Genomic DNA, 26,904 nt, shown 5'->3' on the forward strand with positions numbered 1-26,904 from the left:
TAGCATTAGTTGGGTATACGCAAGATTACTTGAATGGATTGCATGTGAATATGGAACAGATTGTATCGAAACACCCTATAATGAGGCGCTGAATTTATACAGCGCCCATTTCTTAGGTAGATAAAGTTAGGTTGTAGAAATTGGTAAAGGGCGAACCGTTAAACGCAAAACATCGGCTCCTATGTAGAGCTGTTCAAATAATTGCAGGGTTTTGTCTTGGATGGGCAGTAGCAGTTCTTTACGTTTTGCTAGCGGCAGTTCACCAAGGTTTGCTGGGAGTCTTTTTGCGTCAGTAAGCAATCGTTGAAACATGGCGGTTAGCTTATCAGCGCTTTCAGCGTTTTGTTTTTTTATTTCACTGGTAAAACCGTTATCCATATTAAATAGGGATTCAATACCACCAATAATATCTAAGATATTATTGGTGTCTTGTGCTGAGAATGGGCTGCGTAAATCTTCAACGGTATTTTGTGTGAGTAGTGGCTGCAGATGTTTTTCAAGTAAGGTATTTTGCATAGTATCCAAAATGACTTGGTAAATATCACTTAAACTGGATGTTTTTTGAGCGGCTTTAGGTTGGCGCCATTGTTTGGCGTAATAGCCATGGGCAGGTTCCCATCGGTCCGTTAATTTTTGCAGGTTTTTTACAATCAAGCCACTTAATAGGCGCAGGTACTCTCGACGACGATTATGGTTTTGCGGGCCGTTCACAACTACGTGTGCATGATCGTGTGCTTCAGAGCTTTCCGAAGCTCCTTCAGTGGCGTCATCGTGTATCTCGGCGTCTTCTTTTACAATGGTGTCAGCGGATACGACTTCAACGCTGTTTTCTTGAGGAATAAAATCCCTAGCGCTGCGTTTGCCGTTTACAGCAAATAGTAAGAACTCCATAGGGTGGAAGCCTAAGCTTGCAAAGCGTAAATCTGAAAACCCATGCTGTGCTTTGATATCGGTTTGGTTGATGTTTAGCGTAAGGTCATTGACGATGCCGCTGAGGGGGTAAAGGGGCAAATAATCAATGTATCCAGGTTCGATGGGCCAGCTATCTAGGCGCTCTTGTATGTGCTGATAGGTCTCGTCTTGTTCTCGAAATTGTGGTTTTTCAAAACGGGGCACTTTTTCAAAAAAGCTTACTTTTACATAGGCACTATATGCAGCAATCCATGCGGCTTGAGCTTCTTCTAATGCCAATGGATTTGGGTGGTGTAAAAAGGAGGTAATGATGGAGTCTAATTCTTGAGCTTTACTTAAAGCGTCGGACATTTGTGTGTAAACAAATAAATTACTCGTAGATAGCAGGCCGTCACTGTCTACTTCGACTTGGGTTTTAGTCGGGGTGACTTTCTCGGGCGGCTCAAATAATTTATCACACCCCGATAAGCTAATAGTACTGATGATAATCAGTACATTACAGACGATGTTTACTGGATATCTGGTAATCAAGTGTCATCCCTTAAGCTAATAATTGGCCAGTTATGTTCTTTTGCATAAGCGGTTAAGGTGTCGTCAGCATCCACTGCTACAGGATAATCCACTTGTTTTAGTAATGGTAGATCGTTATGGGAGTCGCTATAAAAGTAACTTCCCTCTAATGATAGCGTTTTTTGCTTGAGCCAAGCTGCTAAGCGCTTCACTTTTCCTTCCTGAAAACTAGGCGTACCGAATATTTTGCCTGTGTATCGACCGTTTATAACCTCTGGTTCCGTGGCAATAATGTCATCTACCCCCAATTCTTTGGCGATAGGCTCAGTTACAAATAGGTTGGTGGCGGTGATAATTAGCAGGTAATCACCTTCATCGCGATGTTTTTGCAGTAGGGCTCGGGATTTATTGGTGATAAGTGGCAGGATATCTTCTTTTACAAAGGTTTCTCTTAGCTGAAATAGCTCTTCTTGCGGGAATTGTGTTAACGCATTTAGTGAAAATTCTAAATATTCTAGGATATCTAGCTTGCCTAATTGATATTGAGTTAGGTAGTAATCATTCTTTTCTTGGTACAACACGGCATCTACTTTGCCTTTTTCTACCAAGAACTGCCCCCAGCCATGATCACTGTCCCCAGAAATTAGCGTATTGTCTAAGTCGAATATTGCCAGAGCCACGGTATTCCCCAATCTAAAAATGGGCGTATTTTAGCCTTTAGGACCGATAGTGTCTTTAATATTGTGTAAGTCACTCACATAATCTCTGCTTATGCAAAAATGGAATAAAAAAACACTGGTTTCCAATGGCTATGTTTTAATAGTATGGTGGGAATATTAAATTTAAATTTTGGATGTGACCGTGATTGATGCTGAAGGCTATCGCCCTAATGTCGGCATCATACTGGTGAATAAAAAGGCTCAAGTGTTATGGGCCAGACGTATTGGACAAGATGCATGGCAGTTTCCTCAAGGTGGGATTAAATCCCATGAAAGTGCCGAAGCCGCTTTGTTTAGAGAACTACGAGAAGAAGTGGGCCTATTACCTGAAGATGTTGAAATTTTGGGATGTACAAAAGGCTGGCTACGTTATCGTTTACCTAAACGCATGATACGTCATCATAGTAAACCAGTATGTATTGGACAAAAACAGAAGTGGTTCTTACTGCAATTAACCAGTAATGAAAACCGCATAAGCTTTGAATTTGCTGATAAAGCTGAATTTGATAGCTGGCGATGGGTTAGTTATTGGTATCCGTTAGGACAAGTTGTGCCGTTTAAACGAGATGTATACCGTCGAGCCATGCGTGAGTTGGCGCCTAAATTATTTGAACTGCAGGCGAAGCAAATATGCTGAATGTGTTACGCCAAATTGTACAGGAAGTGAACAGTGCTCCAGATTTGGATAGCGCACTGGCTATTCTTGTGGATCGCGTTCAGAAAGCCATGCAAACCGAAGTGTGTTCGGTATATGTTTATGAGCCAAAATCTAAGCTACATATTTTAAGAGCGACTAAAGGGCTAAACACCCAGTCAGTCGGAAAGGTAAGCCTTCGAAATAATGAAGGGTTAGTGGGGTTTGTAGCTGCACGCGAAGAACCGATTAATCTGGATGATGCCTCTAAGCATCCTAAGTATCATTTTTTGTCAGGCACTGGCGAAGAGAAATTCAATAGCTTTTTGGGCGTACCCATTATCCATCAAAAGCGCATCTTAGGTGTGTTGGTGATTCAGCAGTCTGTGCGGCGTAAATTTGATGAAGGGGAAGAATCCTTCATGGTCACCATGTCTGCGCAGCTGGCTGCAGTGTTGGCTCACGCAGAGGCCACTGGCCAAGTATTGGATAGCCCGAATAAGTACAAACAGAAAAAAATCAAACAAGATGTGGTAGTAAAAGGTTCGGCGGCGGCTCCGGGTATTGCCATTGGTACCGTCGTGGTTTTGTCGCCAACGGCGGATCTATACGATGTGCCGGATCGGGCTGCGAGCAATGTTGATGAAGAAATTAAGCGCTTTAAAAGTGCCATAGAGGGTGCCCGTAAACAGATTAAACTGGTTGGTGAGTCGTTAAAAGATTTACGCCCAGAAGAGCAAGCGTTGTTCAATGTGTATATTCGTATGCTGGATGACGATGCATTAGGCAACGAAGTCATCAATCGAATTAAAGAAAACAACCAGTGGGCCCAAGGGGCGCTCAGGGATGTAATTTTAGAGTATGTGAATCACTTTGATCGCATGGATGACGCTTACCTGCGCGAACGCGCCACAGATATTAAAGACCTTGGTGCGCGGGTATTGTCGCAGTTGCAAGACACCAGTGATGCGTTGTCAGACTTTCAGTTCCCACCGAATACCATATTGGTTAGCGAAGAGCTGACCCCCTCCATGTTAGGAGAGGTGCCAGAAGATAAGCTAGTTGGTTTAGTTAGCGCGAAAGGCTCTGCTAACTCCCATGTGGCTATTTTAGCCAGAGCAATGGGCATTCCTACGGTTATGGGGGCGCTAGATCTACCTGTTAAGCAAATGGACGGCATTGAGTTAGTAATTGATGGTTATCGGGGGTATATATACACCCACCCATCGCAAAAAATGCTGCAGCAGTTTCAAGCAATTGTTGAAGAAGAAAAAGCACTGGTAAAAGGTCTTGAGGCCATTAAAGATTTACCAGCACAAACCCTTGATGGGCATCGCTTGCAGTTGTTTGTTAATACGGGGCTTATTACCGACGCCTTTCGTTCCCTAGATAAAGGGGCTGAAGGTGTTGGCCTGTATCGTACAGAAGTGCCTTTTATGATGCGTGATTGCTTTCCTTCTGAGTCAGAGCAAGCACAAATCTATCGTTCACAATTAGAAGCCTTTGCGCCTCAGCCTGTCACCATGCGAACGTTGGATATTGGTGGAGATAAAGCGCTTACTTACTTCCCAATTGATGAAGATAATCCGTTTTTAGGCTGGCGCGGTATTCGTGTGACCTTAGATCATCCTGAGATCTTCTTATTGCAAGTACGTGCTATGTTAAAAGCAAGCCATGGTTTGGATAATTTAAAGATCATGCTGCCGATGATTACCAGTATCAGTGAAGTTGAAGAGGCTCAACATCTTATTTATCGTGCTTTTCAAGAAGTGCTTGAAGAAGGTATCGAGGTGAAAATGCCTGAGGTTGGAGTCATGATTGAGGTGCCTGCCGCTGTTTATCAGGCAAAGCAATTAGCCAGCATGGTGGATTTTTTATCGGTTGGGTCTAACGACTTAACCCAGTACCTATTAGCAGTGGATAGAAACAACCCTAGGGTGTCTGGGTTGTATGATAGTTTTCACCCTTCGGTGTTATCGGCGTTACAGCATATTGTGAATGCAGGTAAAAGTGAAAACTGCCCTGTTAGTGTGTGTGGTGAAATGGCGGGGAATCCAGCGGGAGCCCTGCTTTTGATGGCCATGGGGTACGATATGCTATCAATGAATGCCACAAACGTGCCTAGGGTGAAATCTGTGATTCGTAATTCGGATATGGTGTTTGCTCAGCAGTTGCTGGCGGATGTAATCAAGCTAGATGATGCGAATGTGATTAGTAGTACGCTGGAACTGGCATTGAATAAGATTGGCCAGAGCCGGATTCTTGGGCCTATTTCTACTTAGAGCATTATGCCTTAACGCTAACATTTACCCCTTTATAGTGCTGCTCTAGCATGGTTTCGAAGCGCCGTTGTGAAGGCTCTCCACGTTTACCAAGACGTCTATTGGTGTTCATACGAGTGGGTTTCATTTTGATCTGTGGGCTTGGTGCCATGAGTTGATCATAGGCATGGCAGATTTCAATAAAGCGCTGGCGATGATTAGGGTCTTTGTCTGGATGATAGACAGAGGCAAGCCGACGAAAAGCCGTCTTAATACTTTGTTGATCAGCCCCTTCTGAAAGGCCTAATGTGGCTAAGTAAGTATGTCGCACAGGCATTATTGTTATTGCGATAAAAACACATCATAACAAATATAAGCTGTATGAAAAGAAAAACCCTTTCAAATCAGGTGGTTGTAAATTGTACAGTTGTGACGAGGGTTATTAGCCAATCCAATGACGCTTGCGCCCTGTATCTAGGTGGATAAAACCGCTTTTACGGTAGTACCCCACGCCTCCTGAAATACTGCTGCGGGCGGCTCTGTTTATATGCTTGTTGCTAATACCGGGAATGCGGAAATCCATTGCCTGTCCTTGCATATGTAAGCTGTGTTTGGCCACACCTTGATTTTGGCGTCTTAAGGATACGTTTGTTTCGGGGCTGCGATAGCCTGAGATTAAATAGATTTCTTTGTTGGTATTAAGGGTGTGCTGTACATGATGCAGGTTGTTAAGCAGGTCTAAGTCAATGGCTGTGACTTTGTTTGCTCTATGGTCACGCATAATGAAATACACTTCAGCTAAACCATCTATTAAGTACTCACCATTCTCCCAGTAGGTGGCGTTAATTTTCTCACCTGTGTGCAGGTTTTTGATTTTGAGGGTGCGGTGCTCTGTGTCAGGCAGGATCAATGAGCTATTGTTTGCGAAAACAGGGCTGCTGCCGATCACTAGGCTGGATAATCCCAATTGTTTGATAAAGTCGCGTCGATTCACTGCTTGGTCCCTGACGATTTTTATTGTTATGGATAAAGTCGCAGGGATTGTGCCATTTTTGGGTGGTTATAAGCAAAGTGCCTATCTATTACATTTATAGAAGCGTAGGGAATTACAAAACGATGGAATCCAGTTTATGGCTTTCGCCATGAATTTGGTCGCGTTTGTATACGTCATCACGGACTTGAAGTTGACCATTCTCGTCTACCCACGTTGTCCAGTACATAAGGTACACAGGAACGGGTTCTTTTAGGCGAACCGCTCGTGTTTGAGCTTTTTGAATGGTTTTGTCTATGGTGTCTCTGTTCCAGTTTTGTTTTTTTAATAAGGCGTGTGCTAATTCAAAGGGTTTTTCTACTCGAATACAGCCACTGCTAAGGGCTCGGTCTTTGTAACGAAATAATTCTTTATGATTGGTGTCGTGCAAGTAAATGGATTGATCATTTGGGATCACGAACTTCACATGACCAAGGGAATTTTCTTCCCCTGGTGCTTGCACAAAACGATAGGTGTTTTCTCTGGCATTAAAGCCATCCCAATCGATATCTTGTGATATGTCGATTTCTTTAGCGGGTATTTGCCAGCCTTCGTAAATTTTAAAATTATGTTCTTTCAAATAATTAGGATTAGCTTTGGCGGATGGGATGATGCTGCGCTTAGCAATACGGTGAGGCACATTCCAAACTGGCGCTAAAACAACGGAATTAATAGTTTCTGATAAAACGGGAGTGCGCAGTTTTTCTTTACCAATGATGACTTTCATACTCAGTTGGCTTTCACCGTTTTCTATGAAGTTTAAGCGGTAATTGGCCATGTTGACCAATATGTAGCGTTCACCAAGGTGTTTTGGTAGATAACGCCAGCGTTTCATATTTAACGCGATTCTTTGTGCCATAAAATACGGTGCCACGTTTAAACGCTCAAGGGTTGCTTGGTCAATACGTCCATGGGCGGTTAGACCGTTGCGAGTTTGAAAGTGCTGTATAGCGGCAACGGTGTCATTGTCTAATTGGTAGGTGCTGCGTTGATCACCGGCTTGATAGTCTTGCTCTAACAGTAGTGGGTCTTGTGTGGCTTGCTGGGGTTTAAGCCAATCTAAAGAGCCTTGATGGTAATCCCCGTAAGATTGAAGCATCCAGCGTATTCTGGGTATTTGTGGGTGACGATCCCCTTCTGTAAGTTCTGTATTTATGTCTAAGGGGTACCACATGCCACTATCAGCAATTTCTTGGTAGCGGTCTAATTCTTTAGTTAAACGCTCGTACCCTTTGTGTTTTGGTACAAGTTGGCTAACTAAGCTAAAGAGTTTGCCTTGTTCTAGGCTTTGTGAAAGCAAGCTAATAACATCCAAAGATGATATTCGAGTAGTAGGCGGGGCGGCTACTTTCTTAAACGAAGGGTGATCCAGCTCGCCATTATTGGGAAGCAGTTCATTATTCATCACCTGTTGAGCAAAATCGATGTAGGCATCGCTTAGTAATACATCGATGGCAGCGGCATGTTTAGGCTGATTACTGAGTCGCTCAATTTCTGTTTGAAGTTTACTGATGCGATAGCGATAGGCTTTCCACTCATCACTGGCTGTGTGCCTTAAGCTACTGACCAGTTTCTTGCCGGCTTTGCTTAATTCAAAGTGATCCATCCAAACAGGTTGAAAGTCATTGTTCCGGTAAAGTAGGTCTAGTTCTTCTCGATAGCGCAGGCTAATGTTTCCCGCCACATTATTAGGGGATTCATATAACCAATACTCTAGGCTTTCTTGTGCCACAAGGGGGGCCATTACGGGGCGCGTAACGCCGCTGAAAAAAATGGCTGAATATAAAAGTGATAAGCATAATACGCCCAAAACCAACAAAGCTTTGCTTTGTGATTGCACAGGGGAGTGCCTAACTGGGGCTGTATATAGGTACTTGTCCATACAACAAAGTATGGCAGGGGGAAATGTATTATGTGATGGATTTCACGCTGCTTTTTAGGACGTTTTGGTTACGTCGCGCAAGGGTTTGTAATTCAAAAAAATGACAGCAAGTAAAACAATCAGTTAGCGCTGTATTTTGCAAATATGGCTTTAGGTGTCAGATATTTGCTGAGTTTAAATAGCAAAAAAATCTTAAAGAATTTTTTTTAAATCTTAAAATCTACTTTTTCTGTGGCTTTGCCCTGCAAATCATAGCTTTCTTCGGTAAATTCAATTTGATCATGGTGAATCTGTAAGCTGGTACAGGCTCTGGTGCCGTATTCATCACTGGTAATGAAGGCGGCAGAAAGCATGGTTTCCCAAGGCTGGCCAATACCTGTATTGGGCTGTAGGTGTTCAGGGTATGTTTGGCGCTCATGAAGAATCGTGTGTAGCGGCTGGCTGGGTTGTTTCATCCAATTTGATAATTGGTTTTTTGCACGCTCCAATTTGGGCCAAGGAGTGTCCAGAATATTGTTACTTAATCCGTATAAACCCGGTTCAAGTGAAACAGGTGCGCTTTGAGAGCGATTACTGTAGTACCAGCAGTGAGTTCGATTGCCTACAATTAGGTTGAACCCATCGTATAGGGTTGGGTTCTGTGCGATTTTTTGCAAATAAGATTGTGGGTCTTGGTTGTGGGCTAGGTAATCTAATACCAGCTTGCCTCTAGAAACTTGGCCCTCATAGGGTGCGGGTAGCTGACGAACATTAGTCAGAGCTGCAAAAGCCCCATCAAAAGTAACCCCAAGCCAAGTGCCACCAGCGGATAAATCCTTACCTGCCAATACATGAGGATGTTCAAGCCAGTACTGGGCGACGGCAGCAGGGCGAGCATGAAACTCATCGCGATTGGCGGCTAATATAAGGGGGGTTTGGCTATTTGGTTGCCAACGAAAGGTAATTAAGCACATAAGCGAAGTTTACCTATGATCTTAAAATTAGCCAGTAATGTATCCGTTTGAAACTGGCCCTTAGCCATAATAGCATTCATAATGCTCACCCATTTTTTCAATTGAAGCTTATATGTTAATTTTGACCTACTTGGCTGTTGGCGCTTTTGCAGGTTTGCTGGCGGGTTTATTTGGTATTGGTGGTGGAATGGTGATTGTGCCGGTGCTGGTGATCACCTTTGAAAGCCTTGGTTTTTCAAATGATGTGTTGACTCATATGGCGGTGGCCACATCCCTTGCCAGTATTGTTTTTACCTCGTTGAGCTCAGTACGCACTCATCACCAGAAGAAAGCAGTGGATTGGTCCATCGTAAAAATGCTTAGCCTAGGGATTTTAGTAGGCGCTGTGTTAGGAGTTTTAACAGCCGACTCCTTAAGCGGAGCAGGACTACAAATTGTCATTGGTATTTCAGCATTAATGATGGCTGCACAAATGGGGTTAGGCTTAAAACCAAAACCAACTCGCTCTCTACCTGGCCCTGTTGGGCTAGGTTCGGCAGGTGCAGGGATTGGCTGGGCATCGGCGTTGTTTGGTATTGGTGGTGGCTCTTTAACCGTGCCGTTTTTAACTTGGTGTAATCATCCGATGCAGCGCAGTGTTGCGACAGCTGCTGCGTGTGGTTTTCCAATTGCTTTGGTTGGGGCGTTGTCGAATATGGCGGTTGGTTGGAGTAATCCTTTACTGCCACAAGAATCCATTGGGTATGTTTACTGGCCTGCGTTATTGGGTATTGTGATCACCAGTGTCCCATGTGCTCGTTTGGGGGCTAAATTGGCCCATCGGTTAAGTGCCGAAAAACTGAAACGATTATTTGCCATCATGTTAGTGTTTGTGGCGGTTAAATTTTTAACGGCCAATTTGTAGAATCTGAATTTGTAAGAATAATAACGGAATAAATATGCTGACTTACCCCCAAATTGATCCAGTTGCTATAAGCATTGGCCCTTTAAGTATTCATTGGTATGGACTGATGTACTTAGTGGGTTTTTCATTAGCGTATCTGTTAATGGTGCGCCGCGCTAACTTGCCTAATTCAGGCTGGAATAAAGACCAAGTTGGCGACTTAATATTTTACTCTGCCATGGGCGTGGTGCTGGGTGGACGATTTGGTTATGTATTGTTTTATAATTTTCCTAAATTTTTGGATGACCCGCTTTGGTTATTTGCAATATGGGAGGGCGGTATGTCGTTCCATGGTGGTTTACTGGGTGTGTTAGTAGCGGTGTTTTTGTTTGGTCGCCGTTTCAACAAAACGTTTTATTCTATTACTGACTTTGGTGCGCCAATGGTTCCAATTGGTTTATTAACAGGCCGTATTGGTAACTTTATTGGTGGTGAACTTTGGGGTCGTGTTTCTGATGTGCAGTGGGCTATGGTATTTCCAAAGGGAGGGCCATTGCCACGTCACCCAAGTCAATTATACGAAGCCTTTTTAGAAGGCTTGGTGCTATTTTTAATTCTTTGGTTATATAGTCGTAAGCCGCGCCCAACTATGGCAGTGAGTGGTTTATTTTTAGTGGGTTATGGCGTGTTCCGATTCAGTGTGGAATTTGTGCGTGAACCGGATAATCATATTGGATTTGATTTACTAGGGTGGATGACTCGAGGTCAATTACTATGTGTGCCTATGATACTATTTGGTGCGGCTATCATTTACCTTGGTTATAAAAACCATGCTAATTTGGCACAAAAGAAGGGTGCGTAATGAAACAGTATTTAGAATTGTGCCGTCGCATCATTGATGATGGTGTCTGGGTTGAAAACGAACGCACAGGTAAGCGTTGCTTGACGGTGATTGATGCTGACTTGCAGTATCGTGTGGATAAAAATGAATTTCCACTGATTACCACTCGTAAAAGTTTTTACAAAGCAGCCATCGCAGAGTTTTTAGGTTACATTCGTGGTTATGATAATGCAGCAGACTTTCGTAAATTAGGCGCAAAAACTTGGGATGCCAATGCCAATTTAAATGAAGCTTGGCTGAATAATCCTCACCGCAAAGGTGATGATGACATGGGCCGTGTTTACGGTGTACAAGGTCGTAGTTGGATTAAACCGGATGGTGGTTTTGTTGATCAATTACGCAAAATTGTGAATGACCTTAAACAGGGTATTGATGATCGTGGTGAAATCATGTCGTTCTATAATCCTGGTGAATTCCACATGGGCTGTTTACGTCCGTGCATGCATACCCATAATTTTTCATTGCTAGGGGACACCTTGTATCTTACTAGCTATCAACGTTCGTGCGATGTGCCATTAGGCTTGAACTTCAATCAAGTGCAGGTTTTTTTCTTTTTGGCCATTATGGCGCAAATTACTGGGCATAAAGCAGGAACGGCATACCATAAGATTGTTAATGCACATATTTATGAAGACCAACTTGAACTCATGCGTGATGTGCAAATTAAGCGTGAGCCATATCCTTCGCCAAAGTTAATCATTAATCCAGATATCAAATCCCTAGAAGACCTTGAAACGTGGGTTACTATGGACGACTTTAGCGTAGAAGATTACAAGCATCATGATGCCATAGCCTATCCATTTAGTGTTTAAGATAAGAGTTATATAATGAAAATAGCCTTAATTGCTGCCTACGCAAAAAATATGGTTGTAGGTATTGATAATCAATTGCCATGGCATCTACCTGAAGATTTAAAATATTTTAAAGCCTGCACAACGGGTAAAGCTATTATCATGGGTCGTAAAACCTATGAAAGCATTGGTCGCCCATTACCGAACAGAACAAATATTGTGATCAGTAGTAACCCAGAGTTTTCTGTCGAAGGTGTAAAGGTGGTCACAAGTCTAGAGGCCGCTATCGAAGTGGCGCAAGCCGTGAATGAAATCAACGGTGTCGATGAAATCATGATTATTGGTGGTGCCACCATTTATGAGTTGTGCTTGCCTATAGCGGACCGATTATATTTGACACAGGTACACGCAAACGTAAATGGGGATGCTTATTTTCCAGAGGTGGATTTTTCTAATTGGCGTGAAGTTCAGCGAGCGGATTATATGGCTAGTGAAGAAAATCCCTATGATTATAGTTTTGTCGTATACGATAAAGCTCTGTAACTTTATAGATAAAAGCCATGACCAATATGGCTTTTAAGCGAAAGTCGTCAAAAAACACATTTTCTTGTGTCATATAATACCCCGCAACTTGATACTAATGGTGTCAGCGCAACTGCAGCGTGAGCTTTTAAATACTTATACTAATAGAGCTTATGTTTGTTGAATATAATTGTAAAAAAATTGGTGATTGAAATATGTTGTTTTTAAATAAGGGTTTAAAAATCCTTTTTGTAATTATTGTTATATGGGTTGTAAGTATTGAATGGCTGATTCCTTTTGCTGCAATAAAAGGGGTGCAAAACTGGTATGGAAAGCAAGGAAACGATTATTCGTTAGACGTTGAATCTTTGAATATTAACCCATGGGCTGGCTCAATCATTATTCAGGATGTGACATTTAATTATTCAAATTCTAGTATGAATTTTGAATTATTTGAATTGGACTTAGAAATTTTAGGGTTATTTGATAATCAAATTAATATAGAAAAATTAGAATTTGCTGGAAGCCAAGTTGATTTAAAAATAGTAAAAGGACAAATAGAAGTACTAGGTTTACAGATTCCTATGGTTGATGATCCTAATATGGCACCTGAAAAAGCGGATGTGAAGGAATCAACCCCATGGGAATTTTCTGTTAATAAAGCGGATCTTAATGGCATTAGATTTACTTTTGGTAATGAGCAAATACACACCGCAATTGATATTAATAACATTAAAATCAATAAGCTAAGTAAAGCCGAAGGACTAACCTTAAGTGTTGATATTTCAATTAACGAACTGGCAGATTCAAATAAAACGATATTATTAAATAAACCTAGTAAATTATTGATATCAGGTGACATTAGTGATTTATATAGTCAGCCTAGATGGACAGGTAATATTCAACTATTAGATATTGATACTCTCATTTTGAATAACAAGGTACTGCTTGATTCTGTTAGTTTTAACGGCGTGAATATAGACCCTGCAACTCAAAATATAGATATTCTGGAAATATCAAAATTAAATGTAAATGACCATAAATTGTATTTAGATAAATATATCATTAATAAATTGAAGGTTGATGGACGAAATATTTCAAGTGAAGAAAATGTATTTGATGGTTTAAGAATTAAAGTTGAAATGGATGAACATGATAAACCAATGTTGTTGGCTAAAAAAACAGAGATCATCCACAATGATGATTTAGAGGTAGATGATAAAAAAGATATAGCGGAACCTATAAACTTTCATGTAACAAAAATAAGGAAGTCAAACAAACAAGAATCTAATCTAATTTTTATTAATGATAACCTTTCTCCAAAAGTAAACATAAAGTCAGATATTAAAGATTTAGTGATAGAAAATATAACGAATAAAAATGAGAGTACAAGTGTATATTTAAATATTAGCTTTGATGAATATAGTAAATTAGAATTAAATTCTATTTTAAATTTACAAAAAATGAATAGTGAAACTAACTTAAATATAACTGAATTCAACTTGCTAATGTTAAACGGGTATCTTGAAAAGATGTTAGGTTATCATGCTAGTCAAGGGCTTTTAAATTTTGATTTAAAGCTGAATGTCAAAGAAGATAAACTAAGTGGAAATGCAAAAGTTGTTGTTCTTAATAGTAAAATGGAGCCTTCGGATGCTGATACAGTTGAACGAGTTAGTAAGAAAATTTCAATGCCTATTGAAACGGCCTTATCTCTATTAAAGGATGATAAAAATAATATAATATTAGATATTCCAATTAAAGGAGATATACAAGATCCAGATTTTGGCTTAAACGATTTAATTGCGATTTTAAGTAAAAGAGCTCTTAAAGAAGCCGCTACAAGTTATCTCCTCCAATCTTTTTTCCCCTATACATTAGTCATTGATATTGTCGATTACGCAGGGTTAAACCCATTTACTATAAAACTAGAACCCATTGAATTAGTACATGATCAATTAACAAAAGATCAACTGGTTTATATAGAAAAAATATCAAAAATTTTGCAACAAAAAACTGAGCTTCAATTATATGTGTGTACGCATATCAAGAAAACACAAGAATTAGCTGAGAATTGGCAGGATTTAGCACTTTCTAAGGCTAATTTAATTAAGAAGGAAATAGTAAATTATGATTCTGAATTATCAAAAAGAGTGGTGCTGTGTAAGCCCGAACTTTCAGATAAATCAGAAATTCAATTGGGCTTTTAAAGTGTCTAACTCATAATGAATTGAGGTACTTGAGTCATGGGCATGTGATCACTGGTATCACGCCCATACCGTTTACGTTGAGATCTTGAAATCGGATTAACTAAGGTCTATTGAACTTTTCAGTGCCTATTATATTGCTTAAAATTAACTCTTTAGATTCAAAGTAATTGAAAATTAATTCACTTTTACTTTTATGGTTAGATTCCTTTACCCATACTGCAACTTTGGCAAAAACGGGAAGTTTTTGGTGGACTTTGAACAATGCTTGAACAGAATCTGGTTGTGGTATTAAAAAAGAGGGAGCCGCTGCGACTAAATCGACTTCTTTTTTAAAGCAAGATTTAAGTAAATCAAAGTAATTATTAAAGAAAATAAACTTCACAGGAATTTGACTGTCCTTGAAATATTTTTTTGCTGAATAATGGGCTGCAGAGTCTTTAAGAACAGCAATTTCAAGCTGATTGTTGTCAGCAGAAGGGTGATTTCCATACTTATATATGTTGACAGTAATTGGTGATATGGCAACGGTATGAAATCCTTTAATATTTAGGTATTTATCAATTTTTTTGGAATAGCCCCATAGCAATAGATCAATTTTATTGTGCTCTATTGTGGATTTTATATCATCAAAATCAGAATTGCTCGAAAATGTAACAGGCTGATTAACAATGTTTTCAAAATCCCCAAAATAGTTATTTACCTTATTTGAAGTGACTTTTGATTTATATATAGACTGAAAAACAAAAAAGAAGTTATCTGGAACAGCATTTGACGAGCTGCTAATAGAAATTAGTATGGATAGTATGATTGCTTCCATTACAATATAATATTTCTTTTTCATTCTAATGGACCTTGTGTTCAAAATTTTTTAATTGCATGTTTTTAATTTTCTAGATTAAAATGAATCTATGGTGTTTTTGATTTTTTCATTCTTCTGTTTCACATGAATAGGGAAGTTAATGGTGAATTCAGTTCCTGGATTTGTATTTTTAACCTCTATTGTTCCATCCATTAATTGTGAAATAATGTTGTAAACTTGATAGAGGCCTAATCCAATACTTCCGTTATTTTCTTTTTCGGTTGTGTAGAAAGGATTAAAAATGTTTCTTATATTTTCTATTTTAATGCCTTTTCCGTCATCCCCAATTTTTAGTTCAATTCTATCTTTTGAGCTACTTGCTTTAATAAATATATTTACTTCATCTTTGTTTTCATATCCATGTTGAATGCAATTAGTGATTATTTGATTAATTATATCAATTAATGCCTTTGGGTATCCTATGAAATCGAGTGGTTTTTTACATTCAATTTTAATATTATCTGGGTGAATTTTTTTGTGAAGTAAAGGTAGTTGATTTTCGATTATTTCACATAAGCTCCCTGCTTCATATTTATAACCTTTTTGGAGTACAGATATTTCTTTGAATTTACGAATTAAGTCATTTATTTTTTCTAAATTTTCTTCTACTAATTCTGCAGTTTCTTTTTCGTATTTGATTTCTTTTGTGAATGCGGATTTAGTTAATGTTCCGCTAGTGAATGAGTCGTTAAGAGTGTCTAGGTTTTCTTTTAAATGGTATATCGCTGTGTTGCTTACGCCGACAGGAGTGTTTATTTCGTGGCAGATGCCTACAATTAAATGCTCCATCGTCATCATTCTTTCTTGAAGTGATCGTTTATTTATGTCTTCATTTTCTTTTCTTTCGTGTATATCTATTAGTGATCCTTCATAGGCAATAATGTTTCCTTTATTGTCTTTTATTGATTGTATGGATGACGAGAACCATTTTTCTTGTCCATTTTTGGTTTTTAACTTAAGCTCCATATCAAATGTCTTCTGTACTTTTTTTAACATGGAAAATAATTTATCAGGAAGGTTTTTGTCTATATGAAAATATCGTCCATTCTCTTTCTCTGATAGTGCAATTACTTCTTTTTCATTGTTATACCCTAGCATTTTACAAAAAGATGGATTGGCGCTATTAATTACTCCATTTTTGTCGAGTGTGAATTGACCTGAAAGAGTTGTTCTATATAAATCTTCATATTTCTTTAAGTTTAAAATACTTATAATTCTATCATTTTCTATTCTTTGGGCTAATGCAATAGAAAGAACAACCACCTCTATGAATACACCTATCTGATAGGAGTATAGAGTTATCCAGTTAACAGGTAGTAGTCCGAGTCCTCTAAGATTCCCAATCATGATACTGATGATTAATAGACACCATGCTAGTGTAAAATATATAGCCGATTTATCACCTTTTAATGAATAATATATGCCAGCAATCAAACCACTTATATTTAATACAATAGAAAGTATTATATATATCAACATAATAACTTGATACGGAGCGATAAAAGATAAAGGTAGTAAGACAATAAATGCATAAAGTAGAGGTTTAAATATATGTATTAACCAAGATTTATTCGTGAATATTTTTAAAAACATAATTATAAAAATACAGTTTGATAACTGATAGAAACCATTTATGAACGCGAAAATTGGGGAGTTTATTTCAGGGTAGTCATGCCATAAATATTGAAAACCAGTGCCGTTATAGGATGCAAACATTAATAAATATGAGATAACAGCAAATGAATAACTAAGATAAATACTATCCTTTGTTAAAATATATATGACAAAATTATAGAATATCATGACAACTAATATTCCGTTCATCCATCCATGCAAAAACGTCATTATTTCATAGTCTAATTCTGATTCTGATTCACTGACAAAATAAATTGGGACTTCAGTTGCTCCAGTTGTCCTAATCTTGATTATTATTTCTAAATCATCACCTTTAGTTAATTCATATGGGAATAAAAAATGTGGATGATCTATTGGGCGGGTTGAAAAAACATGTGCGTCACCAGTAGTAATAGTGGGTAATGTTTTTTCGTTTAATGTGCTGAAGACAGATATATGATCTAACAGTGGAAAAGGTATTTTGAGTATCCATTTTCCATTATCTTGTGCAAGTAGATGGAATCTAAGCCATAAAGTGTTCTTTATGAAACTAAAATTAATAATATCAGATTCAATTCCTTTCCATAATGAACTTGATTTTACATCTTCATATTTTAGTGAATTGTTTGGATCAAGTAGATAATCTACTTCCTCTACTAAATAATAGACATGGTTGTTTTCCAGCGGAATAATGGGTGCTGAGTTTGCATTGATGTTAAAAGTTAATGTTATTAAAAATACCAATAATGGCATTTAAAGGCCTAAATTTATTACGGATCTATTAATAATGTTAGTATAAATCACTGTGTTTACCATTCATGTGTAGTGGGGTTAGTTTATTAGTTTCAGATTGTGCTCTTCTTTTTGACCTCCCCTGTCTTCGACTCTTGTAATGCTAACTGGGAATGTAATGGTGAACTCTACTCCAGGATGGGTGTTTTCAACTTCAATGTTCCCATCTAGGATTTGAGTAACAATATTGAATACTTGAAATAACCCGAGTCCAATACTTCCTTTATTCCCTCTTTTTGAGGTGTAAAACGGATTGAATATATCGCGTATTCGACGACTATCAATTCCAATGCCGTTATCTTTTACTTTTATTGTTATGCTGTCTTTATCAGTTGATGCTAGTATTTTTATAACTCCTTCCTGTTCTTCAAATCCGTGGATGACACTGTTTGTATATAGATTTGTAAGCATATCTGTAATTGCCCGTGGGTAGCCTTTGAATGGAATATTTTCTTCACATATTATTATCACATTTTCTTTTCCAATCATTTTGCTAAGTACAAGTTCAATTTCTTCTAAAATTATATTGATTGAACTTTCTTGGTATTTGTATCCTTTTTGTAATACTGAAACCTCTTTAAATTCACTGATAAGTTGGTTTATTTTCTCAAGATTATTGTTTATTATTTCAATTGCCTCATATTCAAATTCTAGCCTTTGTGAAAAAATTGATTTAGTTAATTCGTTATTTTCAAAACTGTCAGTTAAAAATTTGAAATCGTCTTTAAGCTGACTTATGGCTGTTTTGCTTACTCCTAAAGGTGTGTTTATTTCATGGCATATACCAACTACTAAATGTTCCATTGCTAGCATTCTTTCTCTCATTGCTCGTTTTTTATTTTCTTCATTTTGTTTTCTTTCTTGAATGTTTATGGCAGAACCTTGGTAAGAAATAATGTCGCCTTTATTATTTCTTACTGATTTTACCGATACAGAAAACCAAATTAATTCCCCGTTTTTGTTTTTTAGTTGTACTTCTAAATCAATAATGTAGCCTTTTTCATACATGTTTTTAAATATTGATTTAGGAGTAGATTCATTTTCGTGAAAATACTCCCTATGGTTTTCTTTAGATCTATTTAGAATCTCTTCTGTATTGTCATAATCTAACATTTTAGTAAATGCTGGGTTTGCATCAATAATTACCCCTCTTTTATTTAGGGTGAATTGACCTGATAGACTTGTATTGTATAAGTTTTTATATTTATTTAGTGTGTTAATGCTTTGTTGTCTTTGTTTTTCTATTCTTTGCGCCAGAGCAATTGATAAAACCGAAACTTGTATAAATGCACCTATTTGATATACATATAATGTAAACCAATTAGCTTGTAATATACCAAGGACTCTCAAGTTAGCTATTAGTAATCCTAAAATATATAAACCCCAAGCAATGGTAAAAAACTGAGCAATTCTCTCTCCTTTAATTGAATAAAATGCTCCCAGTAAAAATGCTGAAAAATTTAGTATCAATGCGATAATAACTTCTATAGGAATAATTATTTCATAAGGAAGAATAAATGATAAAGGAATGAGTGAGAACGTTGCTATTAATATTACCATGAAATAATATTTAATAAATTTATTACGATTATTGGTATTTAATATCATAACGATAAATAAGATATTAAAAAAATGATAACAGGCAAGAAAAGTTGGGTATAGATATTCGTTAAGGTCAGGTTTGTTAGGCCACAGATGTTGAAACGCTGTGCCGTTATACATAGCGGTTCCCATTATGTAGAAGCCAACGTTAAATACATAGGTTAGGTAAATTTTTTGTTTAATGAAAAAATAGATAGAGAAATTGTAAAGCATCATTACAACTAATATTCCATTCATCCATCCAAGTAAAAATGTGCGGAGTCGCTCCTCTAATTTATATGATTTTTTTTCCAAAAAATGTAGGGGTACTTCTGCTGCGCCCTTTGTATTAACTTTTAAATAAATATCAAGTAAATCGTTTTCTTTTAATTTATATGGGAATACATAGTATGGGTGCCTAATCAAACGACTATTGAAAGGCAGTTTGTCCCCTGTATGTATTGGGTCTAATGGCTGATTGTTAATAAAGCTAAAATTTGAGTAGTAATCTAGTAGAGGATAGGGGGTTTTCAAATACCAGTCGCCATCTTGTTTGGCTTTTACTTTAAGATTTAGCCATAAGGTATCTGTAATTAAACTAAAATTTATGTTTACACTTGTTATTGGCGTCCAGTTTTTCCTCTTTCTGATGTCTTCAATTGTTAGTTTATGGGTGTCATCTAGGATATATTCTACTTCATTTACGAAATTATAATTTGTTCCTGGCTCAAGCATAGTAATAGGAGCTGCTAAAGTGTTGTAGCTCACTATACTCGCTAATATTACGACCAGTATTGGCATGTGTATTCCAAATCAACTCAATAGAGCCATATAGGCAGTTCATCTATAAAGATTAGCCCATGTTAATGGCTTTACCATACGTCATATGTGCATAGTTTTTATTCGTTATTGTTTCTACAGCCTATGTGATTTTATCCTTATAACGATACCTAGTTAGAAGGTTATGAAATTATTCAGCGGGTTAGAAGTGCTTCATTTAATTTATTTTTAATATAATGCTTAGCTTTCTTATTCTTATACCTTCTTATGCTTTCTTGTTCTGTCAGATTAGGTTTTCAATATGAAACATTTGTCTTAATAAAGAATATTTCGAATTCTCACCACTATACTGTTTTTAAGGATGCAGTATTTTGGTGGTAAGCATGTTGTTTAGGAAGAGCACTATATTGTGGGTGATGACGGCATTGACTTCTACAGGGTGCCTAGAGTTTGGACATGAACATCAAGTAATTCCTAATCCCAATGATGATCGCTTTTGGTCTATGCGGGTAGAAGGTGTCAATATGACATCTAGTCGCTATCTCGAAGTATTTGCGCGTATTCCTAGTGGGCGCTATTCATTTTTGTCTGAACAAGAAGTTAACCCAATTTGCACAGCAATCGATGGTGATGGTGATGGCTTTCATGATGATAGCCTGCTGGAGCTCATTGAGTTTACCGATGCTAGCATAACAATGAAAACGGCTATCTACCTTGATAATACAAAGTGTGATGGCGGCTACAACGATTACGATTATGCTGATCAGGTTGAGGCGGATTATTCCATTGCAAGTAGTGAGTTCCAGTTTGATCGTATTGATTTATTAGTAACGGATATAGCTCGCCATGTGAATAGTTCTGCAGGGGCTTATGCCTTGAGTACGCTCCCCAGTGTATGCAATTTGCCTTTATGGCAACCGGGCTCTGTTTATAGTTTTGAGAATATGGAGTGTATTGGTGCAAGCGATACAATGTATGGGGTGTTTAACCCGTTAACCGTTGCGCTGCCTGGTATCGGGGATGTGTTAGAAGGTGTGCTTATATATTCACAGGATATGGTCACTCTTGCTTTATCTGAAGAGGGTAATAGGCCTTCTGAGGATGATATTGCGATGCCAGTGGAGCTTGGTTTAAGTGGTGGGCCTATTTATGCCAAGTAACTCAAAAAAAAGCCGCTTACTTTCTCAAGTAAGCGGCTCAAGTTTTATGTTAATGTCACTCTGCATCTAGCAGCGCATTATCGCGTACAGCACCTTTGTCGGCACTTGTTGCAAACTTAGCATATACCTTAAGGGCTCGGCTCACTTTACGTGGGCGTTCTGCCACTGGTTTCCAGCCTTTCTTATCTTGCTCTTGACGACGAACAGATAATTCCTCTGCGCTTAAATCGACATTGATGGCGCGGTTTGGAATGTCGATATTAATGATGTCGCCATCTTGCAGTAGACCAATGGCTCCACCAGATGCGGCTTCAGGAGAGCAGTGACCAATAGAGAGGCCGGAGGTACCACCGGAAAAACGGCCATCTGTTAATAGGGCGCAATCTTTACCTAAACCTTTAGATTTTAGATATGAGGTAGGGTATAGCATTTCTTGCATACCTGGGCCGCCTTTAGGGCCTTCGTAACGAATGATTACGATATCCCCTGCAACCACTTCATCAGCTAAAATTCCCTTAACGGCATCGTCTTGGCTTTCAAAGATTTTTGCCTTACCTTGGAATACATGGATTGACTCATCTACACCAGCGGTTTTAACTACACAGCCATCAAGGGCAATATTGCCGTACAGTACGGCTAAGCCACCTTCTTTTGAATATGCATGTTCTAGTGAACGGATGCAGCCATTTTCACGGTCGCCATCCACAGTAGGGTAGCGAGTGCTTTGGCTAAACGCTGTTTGTGTTGGAATACCAGCAGGTCCTGCACGGAAGAACTCCATAACCTCTTCACTTGGGTTGCGCATGATGTCCCATTTATCTAAGGCTTCTTTCATGGTTTTGGAGTGAACCGTTGGTAAATCGTTGTGTAATAAACCTGCACGATCAATTTCACCTAAAATCCCCATGATGCCACCAGCACGGTGTACGTCTTCCATGTGATAAAGCGGAGAGTTAGGCGCTACTTTACACAGCTGAGGCACTACCCGTGATAAACGGTCGATGTCCTTAAGGTCAAAGTCCACTTCACCTTCTTGTGCAGCGGCTAATAAGTGAAGAATAGTGTTAGTTGAACCACCCATTACGATGTCTAGTGTCATGGCATTTTCGAATGCTTTGAAGTTAGCAATAGAGCGCGGTAAAACGGATTCGTCATTTTCTTCATAATAACGCTTAGCATTTTTCACGATTAAGCGGCCAGCTTCTAGAAACAAGTTTTCACGGTCAGCATGGGTAGCCAGTGTTGAGCCATTGCCCGGTAATGACAGCCCTAGTGCTTCGGTTAGGCAGTTCATCGAGTTGGCGGTGAACATGCCAGAGCAAGAGCCACAGGTAGGGCAGGCACTGCGTTCATACTCGGCCACTTTTTCATCGCTGGCTGAGTCGTCAGCGGCGATAACCATGGCGTCAACCAAGTCTAACTTGTGCTCAGAAAGCTTGGTTTTACCGGCTTCCATTGGGCCGCCAGATACAAAGATCACAGGGATATTCAAGCGCAAAGATGCCAACAGCATTCCCGGGGTGATTTTATCGCAGTTAGAGATACAAACGATGGCATCGGCACAGTGTGCATTAACCATGTATTCCACTGAGTCAGCAATGAGTTCACGGCTAGGTAGGCTGTATAGCATGCCGTCGTGACCCATAGCGATGCCGTCATCTACTGCGATGGTATTGAATTCTTTAGCCACACCGCCGGCTTTTTCAATCTCACGGGCAACTAATTGACCCATGTCTTTCAGGTGTACGTGACCGGGTACAAACTGTGTAAAGCTGTTGGCAACGGCAATAATTGGTTTAGAAAAGTCATCGTCTTTCATACCCGTTGCACGCCAAAGGGCACGGGCTCCGGCCATATTACGGCCGCCGGTGGAGGTTTTGCTGCGATATTCAGGCATGTTGACTCTCTCAGTGAGGGTGACTAACAAAAAGTGGCACGCAGTATATCAAATGCAAGGTGTAGGGAGTATATGCGATTGACATAATCTTACTGCTGGGGGCTATAGAGATATCATTTTAGAGGATTAACGTGTAGCAGGTAGTCTAATTAAGGCGTGAAGTGGTTTAAAGCCAGCTCATATAGGGGATTGCGCATAGTCTAGTCATCTACGTGAGCTTTGAATTTGTGTGCACTATATAAAGCCATTTTCCTTGAGTTGGCACTAAATTTTAAATCTACCAGAAAATATAAATTATGCTGCTATTCTAAAAATTATATGCGTAGTAATTCCCATGGAGGGAGTATGTTTTCTTGGTTTTTAAATATGCCCATGACCAAAAAACTGGTATTGGTCTTAGTGGTTATGGGGCTTTTACCAGCCATTATTATTGGTGGCATAGCAAGTAATGAGGCATCTGAGCTGTTAGAAAAAGAGGCTCACAATAGTTTGCTTGCCGTTAGGGATGCTCGGAAAAGTGCCATAGAGCGATATTTTAACCGGATATCGGATCAAATCAGCGTGATGTCCCAGCAGCAAACAATTTCTGATGCGACATCAAATTTCATTCGGGGTTATAACCGCTATATTGAACAATCTAAAGAATACAGCCTAGCCCAAGCTAAAAATTCTGTTTCACAATATTATCAAAATGACTTTGCAACAGAATTTAAATCACAAAATAAAGTGCCAGCAAATGCAAATAAAGTAATAGAAAAACTGACACCAACCACGCTAGCACTGCAACAGGCCTATATTAGCGATAATCCTAACCCGTTAGGTGCAAAAGATGCGCTGCCGCGAGGGGTTGGCTCAGCTAGTTACCATGCCATTCATCAGCGTTATCACCCTGAAATAAGGGAATTTCTACAGAAATTTGCTTATTACGATATTTTTTTAGTTGATGTTAAAACGGGTAATATTATTTATAGCGTATATAAAGAACTGGATTTTGCTACATCATTAATGAGTGGGCCGTATGCCAATACGAACTTTGCTGATGTGTTTAAAGTGGCCGCGAAGGATTTAAATAAAGGCGAAACCGCACTTTCTGATTACCAATTATATTATCCGTCTTATCAAGCACCCGCGAGTTTTATTGCTAGCCCAGTTTATGATGGTGAAGAAAAAATTGGCGTACTTATTTTTCAAATGCCAATCGCTGAAATCAATAAAATGATGACTGATCGTTCGGGAATGGGTGAATCAGGAGAAACCTATCTAGTGGGGCCAGATCACCTAATGCGCTCAGATTCCTATTTAGACCCTGTAAATCACTCTGTTGTTAACTCTTTTAGAAACCCAGAACTGGGTGCAGTTAAAACCCCTGTCATAGAAAAAGCGCTCGATGGAAAAAGCGGTGAACAAATGGTCATTGATTATAATGGCAATCCTGTATTCAGCGCGTATGCGCCAATGAGTGTATTAGGACTCAACTGGGCAATACTCGCAGAAATAGATGTAGCTGAAGCTTTGGCTCCGGTAAGCAAGTTGCAAAATATTGTATTAATGGTGGTTGTAATTGCTTTAATAATTCTGCTGGTAGTGGCGTACATACTAGGTAAGGCGTTATCGTCACCCATTTCAGAATTATCTAAGGTACTTAATAAAATTACATCCACGGGCGATTTTTCTATTCGTGTAAAAAATTCAACTAAAGATGAAGTAGGTCAAGCGGCCAATGGTGTCAATCAATTATTACAATCATTGGGGGATTGCTTTGGAGAGGCTAAAAACGTTCTAGAAGGTGTCGCTAAAAATGACTTTACTATGCGTTTAGAAAAACAATACAACGGTGATATGGCCGCATTAGCAAAAGGTATGAATGAAACCGTTGAACAACTGGATGAAATGCAAAAAGATCAAAAAACTCAATCTCAAGCGTTAGAAAAAAGTGCAGAAGAATCCAATTTATTAATGAAAAAAGCACAAGATGAGGCCATCGTTTATGGGCGTATTAAACAAGCGTTAGATGCTTGTTCAACCAATATCATGATTGCGAATCAAGACCATGATATTGTGTATATGAATGAATCCGTAAATGAAATGTTAAAAGATGCAGAGCAAGACATTAAAAAAGATCTTCCAAGTTTTAATGTCAAAGGTGTACTCAATAGTAATGTTGATATCTTCCATAAAAATCCAAATCATCAGCGTTCAATGTTAGCAGCACTTAATGATACCTATCGCACTAAAGTGGTCATTGGGGGGCGAACATTTACCCTTGTGGCTAATCCAATTAACGATGAACAGCATAATCGTATTGGCACAGTAGTGGAATGGAATGACGTAACAGAAGAGCTAAAACGCCAAAATGAAGCGCAACGAATCGCTAACGAGAACGCCAGAATTAAACAAGCCTTAGATGCATGTTCGACAAATGTGATGATTGGGGATGCAGACAATAACGTCATATACATGAACCAAGCCGTAACGGATATGATGCATGAGGTTGAATCCGATTTACAAACGGCTTTACCGAATTTTAATGCTGATAAAATTATGGGAAATAGTATAGATATTTACCATAAAGATCCGAGCCACCAAAGATCAATGCTAGCAAAACTGAATAAAACTTATCAAACAGAAATAGAAATAGGCGGGCGTACATTCTCTCTTACTGCTAATCCAATTAGCAGTGATTCAGGTGAACGCATTGGTACGGTTGTAGAGTGGAATGACCGTACTCAAGAGGTAAAAGTGGAATCAGAAGTAAATACTATGATTGATGCGGCAAGTCGCGGAGATTACAGCGCACGCATGAACTTAGAAGGGAAGCAAGGCTTCTTTGAAAAACTGGCATTTGGCTTGAATAAACTATCAGAGACAACAGATATTGCCATTAGTGATGTTGTTCGTGTACTTAGCTCATTAGCAAATGGCGACTTAACACAAAAAATCGAAGGCCATTATGAGGGATTATTTTCTCAGTTAAAAGATGATACCAATCAAACGGTGGATAAATTAACGGAGGTAATTGGAGAGGTTCTAAGATCATCTACAGCAGTACATAGTGGGGCAGATGAATTGGCTCAGGGTAATGCAAATTTAAGCCAAAGAACTGAAGAACAAGCCTCAAGTTTAGAAGAAACAGCAGCTAGCATGGAAGAAATGACAGCGAATGTAAAACAAAGTGAAGAGGGGGCCAAACAAGCTGCCGGTCTAGCTTCATTAGCTCAATCTAGGGCTGAACAAGGTGGTGCTGTTGTTGATAAAGCGGTGAGTGCCATGGAAGGAATTAACGCTTCGAGCAAAAAAATTGCCGATATTATAGGCGTGATTGATGAAATCGCTTTTCAAACAAATTTATTAGCCCTTAATGCAGCAGTTGAAGCAGCGAGAGCAGGAGAGCAAGGTAAAGGGTTTGCGGTTGTTGCCGGTGAGGTGAGAAGCCTTGCTCAACGTAGTGCGGGAGCGGCTAAAGAGATTAAAGATCTCATCAGAGATAGCGTAGACAAAGTGACGGATGGAGCGCAATTAGTCAATAAGTCTGGCAGCACACTTAAAGAAATTTTAGATGCTGTGAATAATGTGGATAGTGTTGTTCGTAATATTTCAGAAGGTGCGGTAGAGCAAACTGCAGGTATTAATCAAGTTAATGTAGCGGTTTCTCAGATGGATAGCATGACGCAACAAAATGCGGCACTGGTTGAGCAAGCAGCTGCAGCCAGTGAGGCTATGGCTGAGCAAGCGAAAAAAATGCAACAAATATTAGGATTTTTTAAAACGAAAAATAGTGCTTAATAAGAATTTATCACCAATTATTCGAAAGCATATAGCACTCCTATCTAATAAGCATTAGGGAACGATTATACCTAGTGCTGACATTCTTTACTTGTTCGAATGGTTTCTAATATCAAGAATATAAGCTTATCCAGATAAAATTATCATTGATTAAATTAAGTTAGTGACATGGTTATTTAAGTCGTGAATTCAATTCATTAGTAAATATTTTTCTAAAAATTAAAATTACT

The 26,904-nt window shown here is 38.8% G+C and carries 19 protein-coding genes; 9 read left to right on the forward strand and 10 right to left on the reverse strand.

Features of this window, described 5'->3' with window-relative positions; genetic code table 11:
* Positions 1-126: 126 nt before the first annotated feature.
* The gene (locus ABWV45_RS07535; protein ID WP_353350267.1) at positions 127-1,443 is read right to left on the reverse strand and encodes an imelysin family protein; all 1,317 of its coding nucleotides are present in this window, start codon (positions 1,441-1,443) and stop codon (positions 127-129) included.
* Positions 1,440-2,102, reverse strand: coding sequence for a histidinol-phosphatase (locus tag ABWV45_RS07540; protein WP_353350268.1), 663 nt, complete (start codon positions 2,100-2,102; stop codon positions 1,440-1,442). The genes ABWV45_RS07535 and ABWV45_RS07540 overlap by 4 nt, the downstream gene beginning before the upstream one ends.
* A 181-nt stretch (positions 2,103-2,283) precedes the next feature.
* On the opposite strand from ABWV45_RS07540, the gene ABWV45_RS07545 reads away from it, so the two are divergent.
* On the forward strand, positions 2,284-2,778 hold the full coding sequence (locus ABWV45_RS07545; RefSeq protein ID WP_353350270.1) for an RNA pyrophosphohydrolase: 495 nt from the start codon (positions 2,284-2,286) through the stop codon (positions 2,776-2,778).
* Entirely contained in the window at positions 2,772-5,057 is a 2,286-nt protein-coding gene (ptsP, locus tag ABWV45_RS07550) for a phosphoenolpyruvate--protein phosphotransferase (protein WP_353350272.1), read from the forward strand. The genes ABWV45_RS07545 and ptsP overlap by 7 nt, the downstream gene beginning before the upstream one ends.
* Positions 5,058-5,061: 4 nt before the next feature.
* On the opposite strand, the gene ABWV45_RS07555 is transcribed toward ptsP, so the two are convergent.
* From ABWV45_RS07555 to ABWV45_RS07570, 4 genes are all read right to left on the reverse strand, one after another.
* The gene (locus ABWV45_RS07555; protein ID WP_353350274.1) at positions 5,062-5,373 is read right to left on the reverse strand and encodes a J domain-containing protein; all 312 of its coding nucleotides are present in this window, start codon (positions 5,371-5,373) and stop codon (positions 5,062-5,064) included.
* Positions 5,374-5,478: 105 nt separating this feature from the next.
* Positions 5,479-6,030 carry a peptidoglycan L,D-endopeptidase MepK gene (gene mepK / locus ABWV45_RS07560; RefSeq protein ID WP_353350276.1) on the reverse strand — a complete coding sequence of 184 codons (552 nt, stop codon included), beginning with the start codon at positions 6,028-6,030 and terminating at the stop codon, positions 5,479-5,481.
* A gap of 112 nt (positions 6,031-6,142) precedes the next feature.
* Positions 6,143-7,798, reverse strand: a complete 1,656-nt coding sequence (locus ABWV45_RS07565) for a L,D-transpeptidase family protein (protein ID WP_353350278.1) — start codon at positions 7,796-7,798, stop codon at positions 6,143-6,145.
* A 356-nt stretch (positions 7,799-8,154) separates the two neighbouring features.
* The gene (locus ABWV45_RS07570; RefSeq protein WP_353350280.1) at positions 8,155-8,901 is read right to left on the reverse strand and encodes an NRDE family protein; all 747 of its coding nucleotides are present in this window, start codon (positions 8,899-8,901) and stop codon (positions 8,155-8,157) included.
* Between the two features lie 112 nt (positions 8,902-9,013).
* Between ABWV45_RS07570 and ABWV45_RS07575 the strand changes: the two genes are divergently transcribed.
* From ABWV45_RS07575 to ABWV45_RS07595, 5 genes are all read left to right on the forward strand, one after another.
* Positions 9,014-9,805 carry a sulfite exporter TauE/SafE family protein gene (locus tag ABWV45_RS07575; protein WP_353350282.1) on the forward strand — a complete coding sequence of 264 codons (792 nt, stop codon included), beginning with the start codon at positions 9,014-9,016 and terminating at the stop codon, positions 9,803-9,805.
* Between the two features lie 34 nt (positions 9,806-9,839).
* Complete coding sequence (lgt, locus tag ABWV45_RS07580) at positions 9,840-10,646, forward strand: prolipoprotein diacylglyceryl transferase (RefSeq protein ID WP_353350284.1); 807 nt, start codon at positions 9,840-9,842, stop codon at positions 10,644-10,646.
* Entirely contained in the window at positions 10,646-11,497 is an 852-nt protein-coding gene (locus ABWV45_RS07585; protein ID WP_353350286.1) for a thymidylate synthase, read from the forward strand. The genes lgt and ABWV45_RS07585 overlap by 1 nt, the downstream gene beginning before the upstream one ends.
* 15 nt (positions 11,498-11,512) lie before the next feature.
* A complete protein-coding gene (locus ABWV45_RS07590) occupies positions 11,513-12,019 on the forward strand; it encodes a dihydrofolate reductase (protein WP_353350288.1) in 507 nt (168 codons plus the stop codon).
* 194 nt (positions 12,020-12,213) lie between these two features.
* The gene (locus tag ABWV45_RS07595) at positions 12,214-14,208 is read left to right on the forward strand and encodes a DUF748 domain-containing protein (RefSeq protein WP_353350290.1); all 1,995 of its coding nucleotides are present in this window, start codon (positions 12,214-12,216) and stop codon (positions 14,206-14,208) included.
* Positions 14,209-14,308: 100 nt separating this feature from the next.
* On the opposite strand, the gene ABWV45_RS07600 is transcribed toward ABWV45_RS07595, so the two are convergent.
* From ABWV45_RS07600 to ABWV45_RS07610, 3 genes are all read right to left on the reverse strand, one after another.
* A complete protein-coding gene (locus ABWV45_RS07600) occupies positions 14,309-15,049 on the reverse strand; it encodes a hypothetical protein (protein WP_353350292.1) in 741 nt (246 codons plus the stop codon).
* 54 nt (positions 15,050-15,103) lie between these two features.
* On the reverse strand, positions 15,104-17,434 hold the full coding sequence (locus tag ABWV45_RS07605; RefSeq protein WP_353350294.1) for a 7TM diverse intracellular signaling domain-containing protein: 2,331 nt from the start codon (positions 17,432-17,434) through the stop codon (positions 15,104-15,106).
* Between the two features lie 78 nt (positions 17,435-17,512).
* Complete coding sequence (locus tag ABWV45_RS07610; RefSeq protein WP_353350296.1) at positions 17,513-19,855, reverse strand: 7TM diverse intracellular signaling domain-containing protein; 2,343 nt, start codon at positions 19,853-19,855, stop codon at positions 17,513-17,515.
* A 362-nt stretch (positions 19,856-20,217) separates the two neighbouring features.
* Between ABWV45_RS07610 and ABWV45_RS07615 the strand changes: the two genes are divergently transcribed.
* On the forward strand, positions 20,218-20,994 hold the full coding sequence (locus ABWV45_RS07615; RefSeq protein ID WP_353350298.1) for a hypothetical protein: 777 nt from the start codon (positions 20,218-20,220) through the stop codon (positions 20,992-20,994).
* A gap of 55 nt (positions 20,995-21,049) precedes the next feature.
* Here ABWV45_RS07615 and ilvD read toward each other — a convergent pair whose 3' ends face one another.
* Positions 21,050-22,891 (reverse strand): dihydroxy-acid dehydratase, encoded by a 1,842-nt coding sequence (gene ilvD, locus ABWV45_RS07620; RefSeq protein ID WP_353350300.1) that lies wholly within the window; start codon positions 22,889-22,891, stop codon positions 21,050-21,052.
* A gap of 345 nt (positions 22,892-23,236) precedes the next feature.
* Between ilvD and ABWV45_RS07625 the strand changes: the two genes are divergently transcribed.
* On the forward strand, positions 23,237-26,674 hold the full coding sequence (locus tag ABWV45_RS07625; protein WP_353350302.1) for a methyl-accepting chemotaxis protein: 3,438 nt from the start codon (positions 23,237-23,239) through the stop codon (positions 26,672-26,674).
* Positions 26,675-26,904 lie beyond the last annotated feature (230 nt).

The organism is Oceaniserpentilla sp. 4NH20-0058 (assembly GCF_040371755.1).
GTDB lineage: Bacteria > Pseudomonadota > Gammaproteobacteria > Pseudomonadales > Oceanobacteraceae > Bermanella.

Bases quoted from the DNA above. Each gene is read 5' to 3' on its own strand.
- ABWV45_RS07575 (WP_353350282.1), top strand. From the start codon at position 9,014: ATGTTAATTTTGACCTACTTGGCTGTTGGCGCTTTTGCAGGTTTGCTG.
- lgt (WP_353350284.1), top strand. From the start codon at position 9,840: ATGCTGACTTACCCCCAAATTGATCCAGTTGCTATAAGCATTGGCCCT.
- ABWV45_RS07615 (WP_353350298.1), top strand. From the start codon at position 20,218: ATGTTGTTTAGGAAGAGCACTATATTGTGGGTGATGACGGCATTGACT.
- ABWV45_RS07590 (WP_353350288.1), top strand. From the start codon at position 11,513: ATGAAAATAGCCTTAATTGCTGCCTACGCAAAAAATATGGTTGTAGGT.
- ABWV45_RS07570 (WP_353350280.1), bottom strand. From the start codon at position 8,901: ATGTGCTTAATTACCTTTCGTTGGCAACCAAATAGCCAAACCCCCCTT.
- ilvD (WP_353350300.1), bottom strand. From the start codon at position 22,891: ATGCCTGAATATCGCAGCAAAACCTCCACCGGCGGCCGTAATATGGCC.
- ABWV45_RS07585 (WP_353350286.1), top strand. From the start codon at position 10,646: ATGAAACAGTATTTAGAATTGTGCCGTCGCATCATTGATGATGGTGTC.
- ABWV45_RS07605 (WP_353350294.1), bottom strand. From the start codon at position 17,434: ATGCCATTATTGGTATTTTTAATAACATTAACTTTTAACATCAATGCA.
- ABWV45_RS07555 (WP_353350274.1), bottom strand. From the start codon at position 5,373: ATGCCTGTGCGACATACTTACTTAGCCACATTAGGCCTTTCAGAAGGG.
- ABWV45_RS07610 (WP_353350296.1), bottom strand. From the start codon at position 19,855: ATGCCAATACTGGTCGTAATATTAGCGAGTATAGTGAGCTACAACACT.
- ABWV45_RS07600 (WP_353350292.1), bottom strand. From the start codon at position 15,049: ATGAAAAAGAAATATTATATTGTAATGGAAGCAATCATACTATCCATA.
- ptsP (WP_353350272.1), top strand. From the start codon at position 2,772: ATGCTGAATGTGTTACGCCAAATTGTACAGGAAGTGAACAGTGCTCCA.
- ABWV45_RS07595 (WP_353350290.1), top strand. From the start codon at position 12,214: ATGTTGTTTTTAAATAAGGGTTTAAAAATCCTTTTTGTAATTATTGTT.
- ABWV45_RS07625 (WP_353350302.1), top strand. From the start codon at position 23,237: ATGTTTTCTTGGTTTTTAAATATGCCCATGACCAAAAAACTGGTATTG.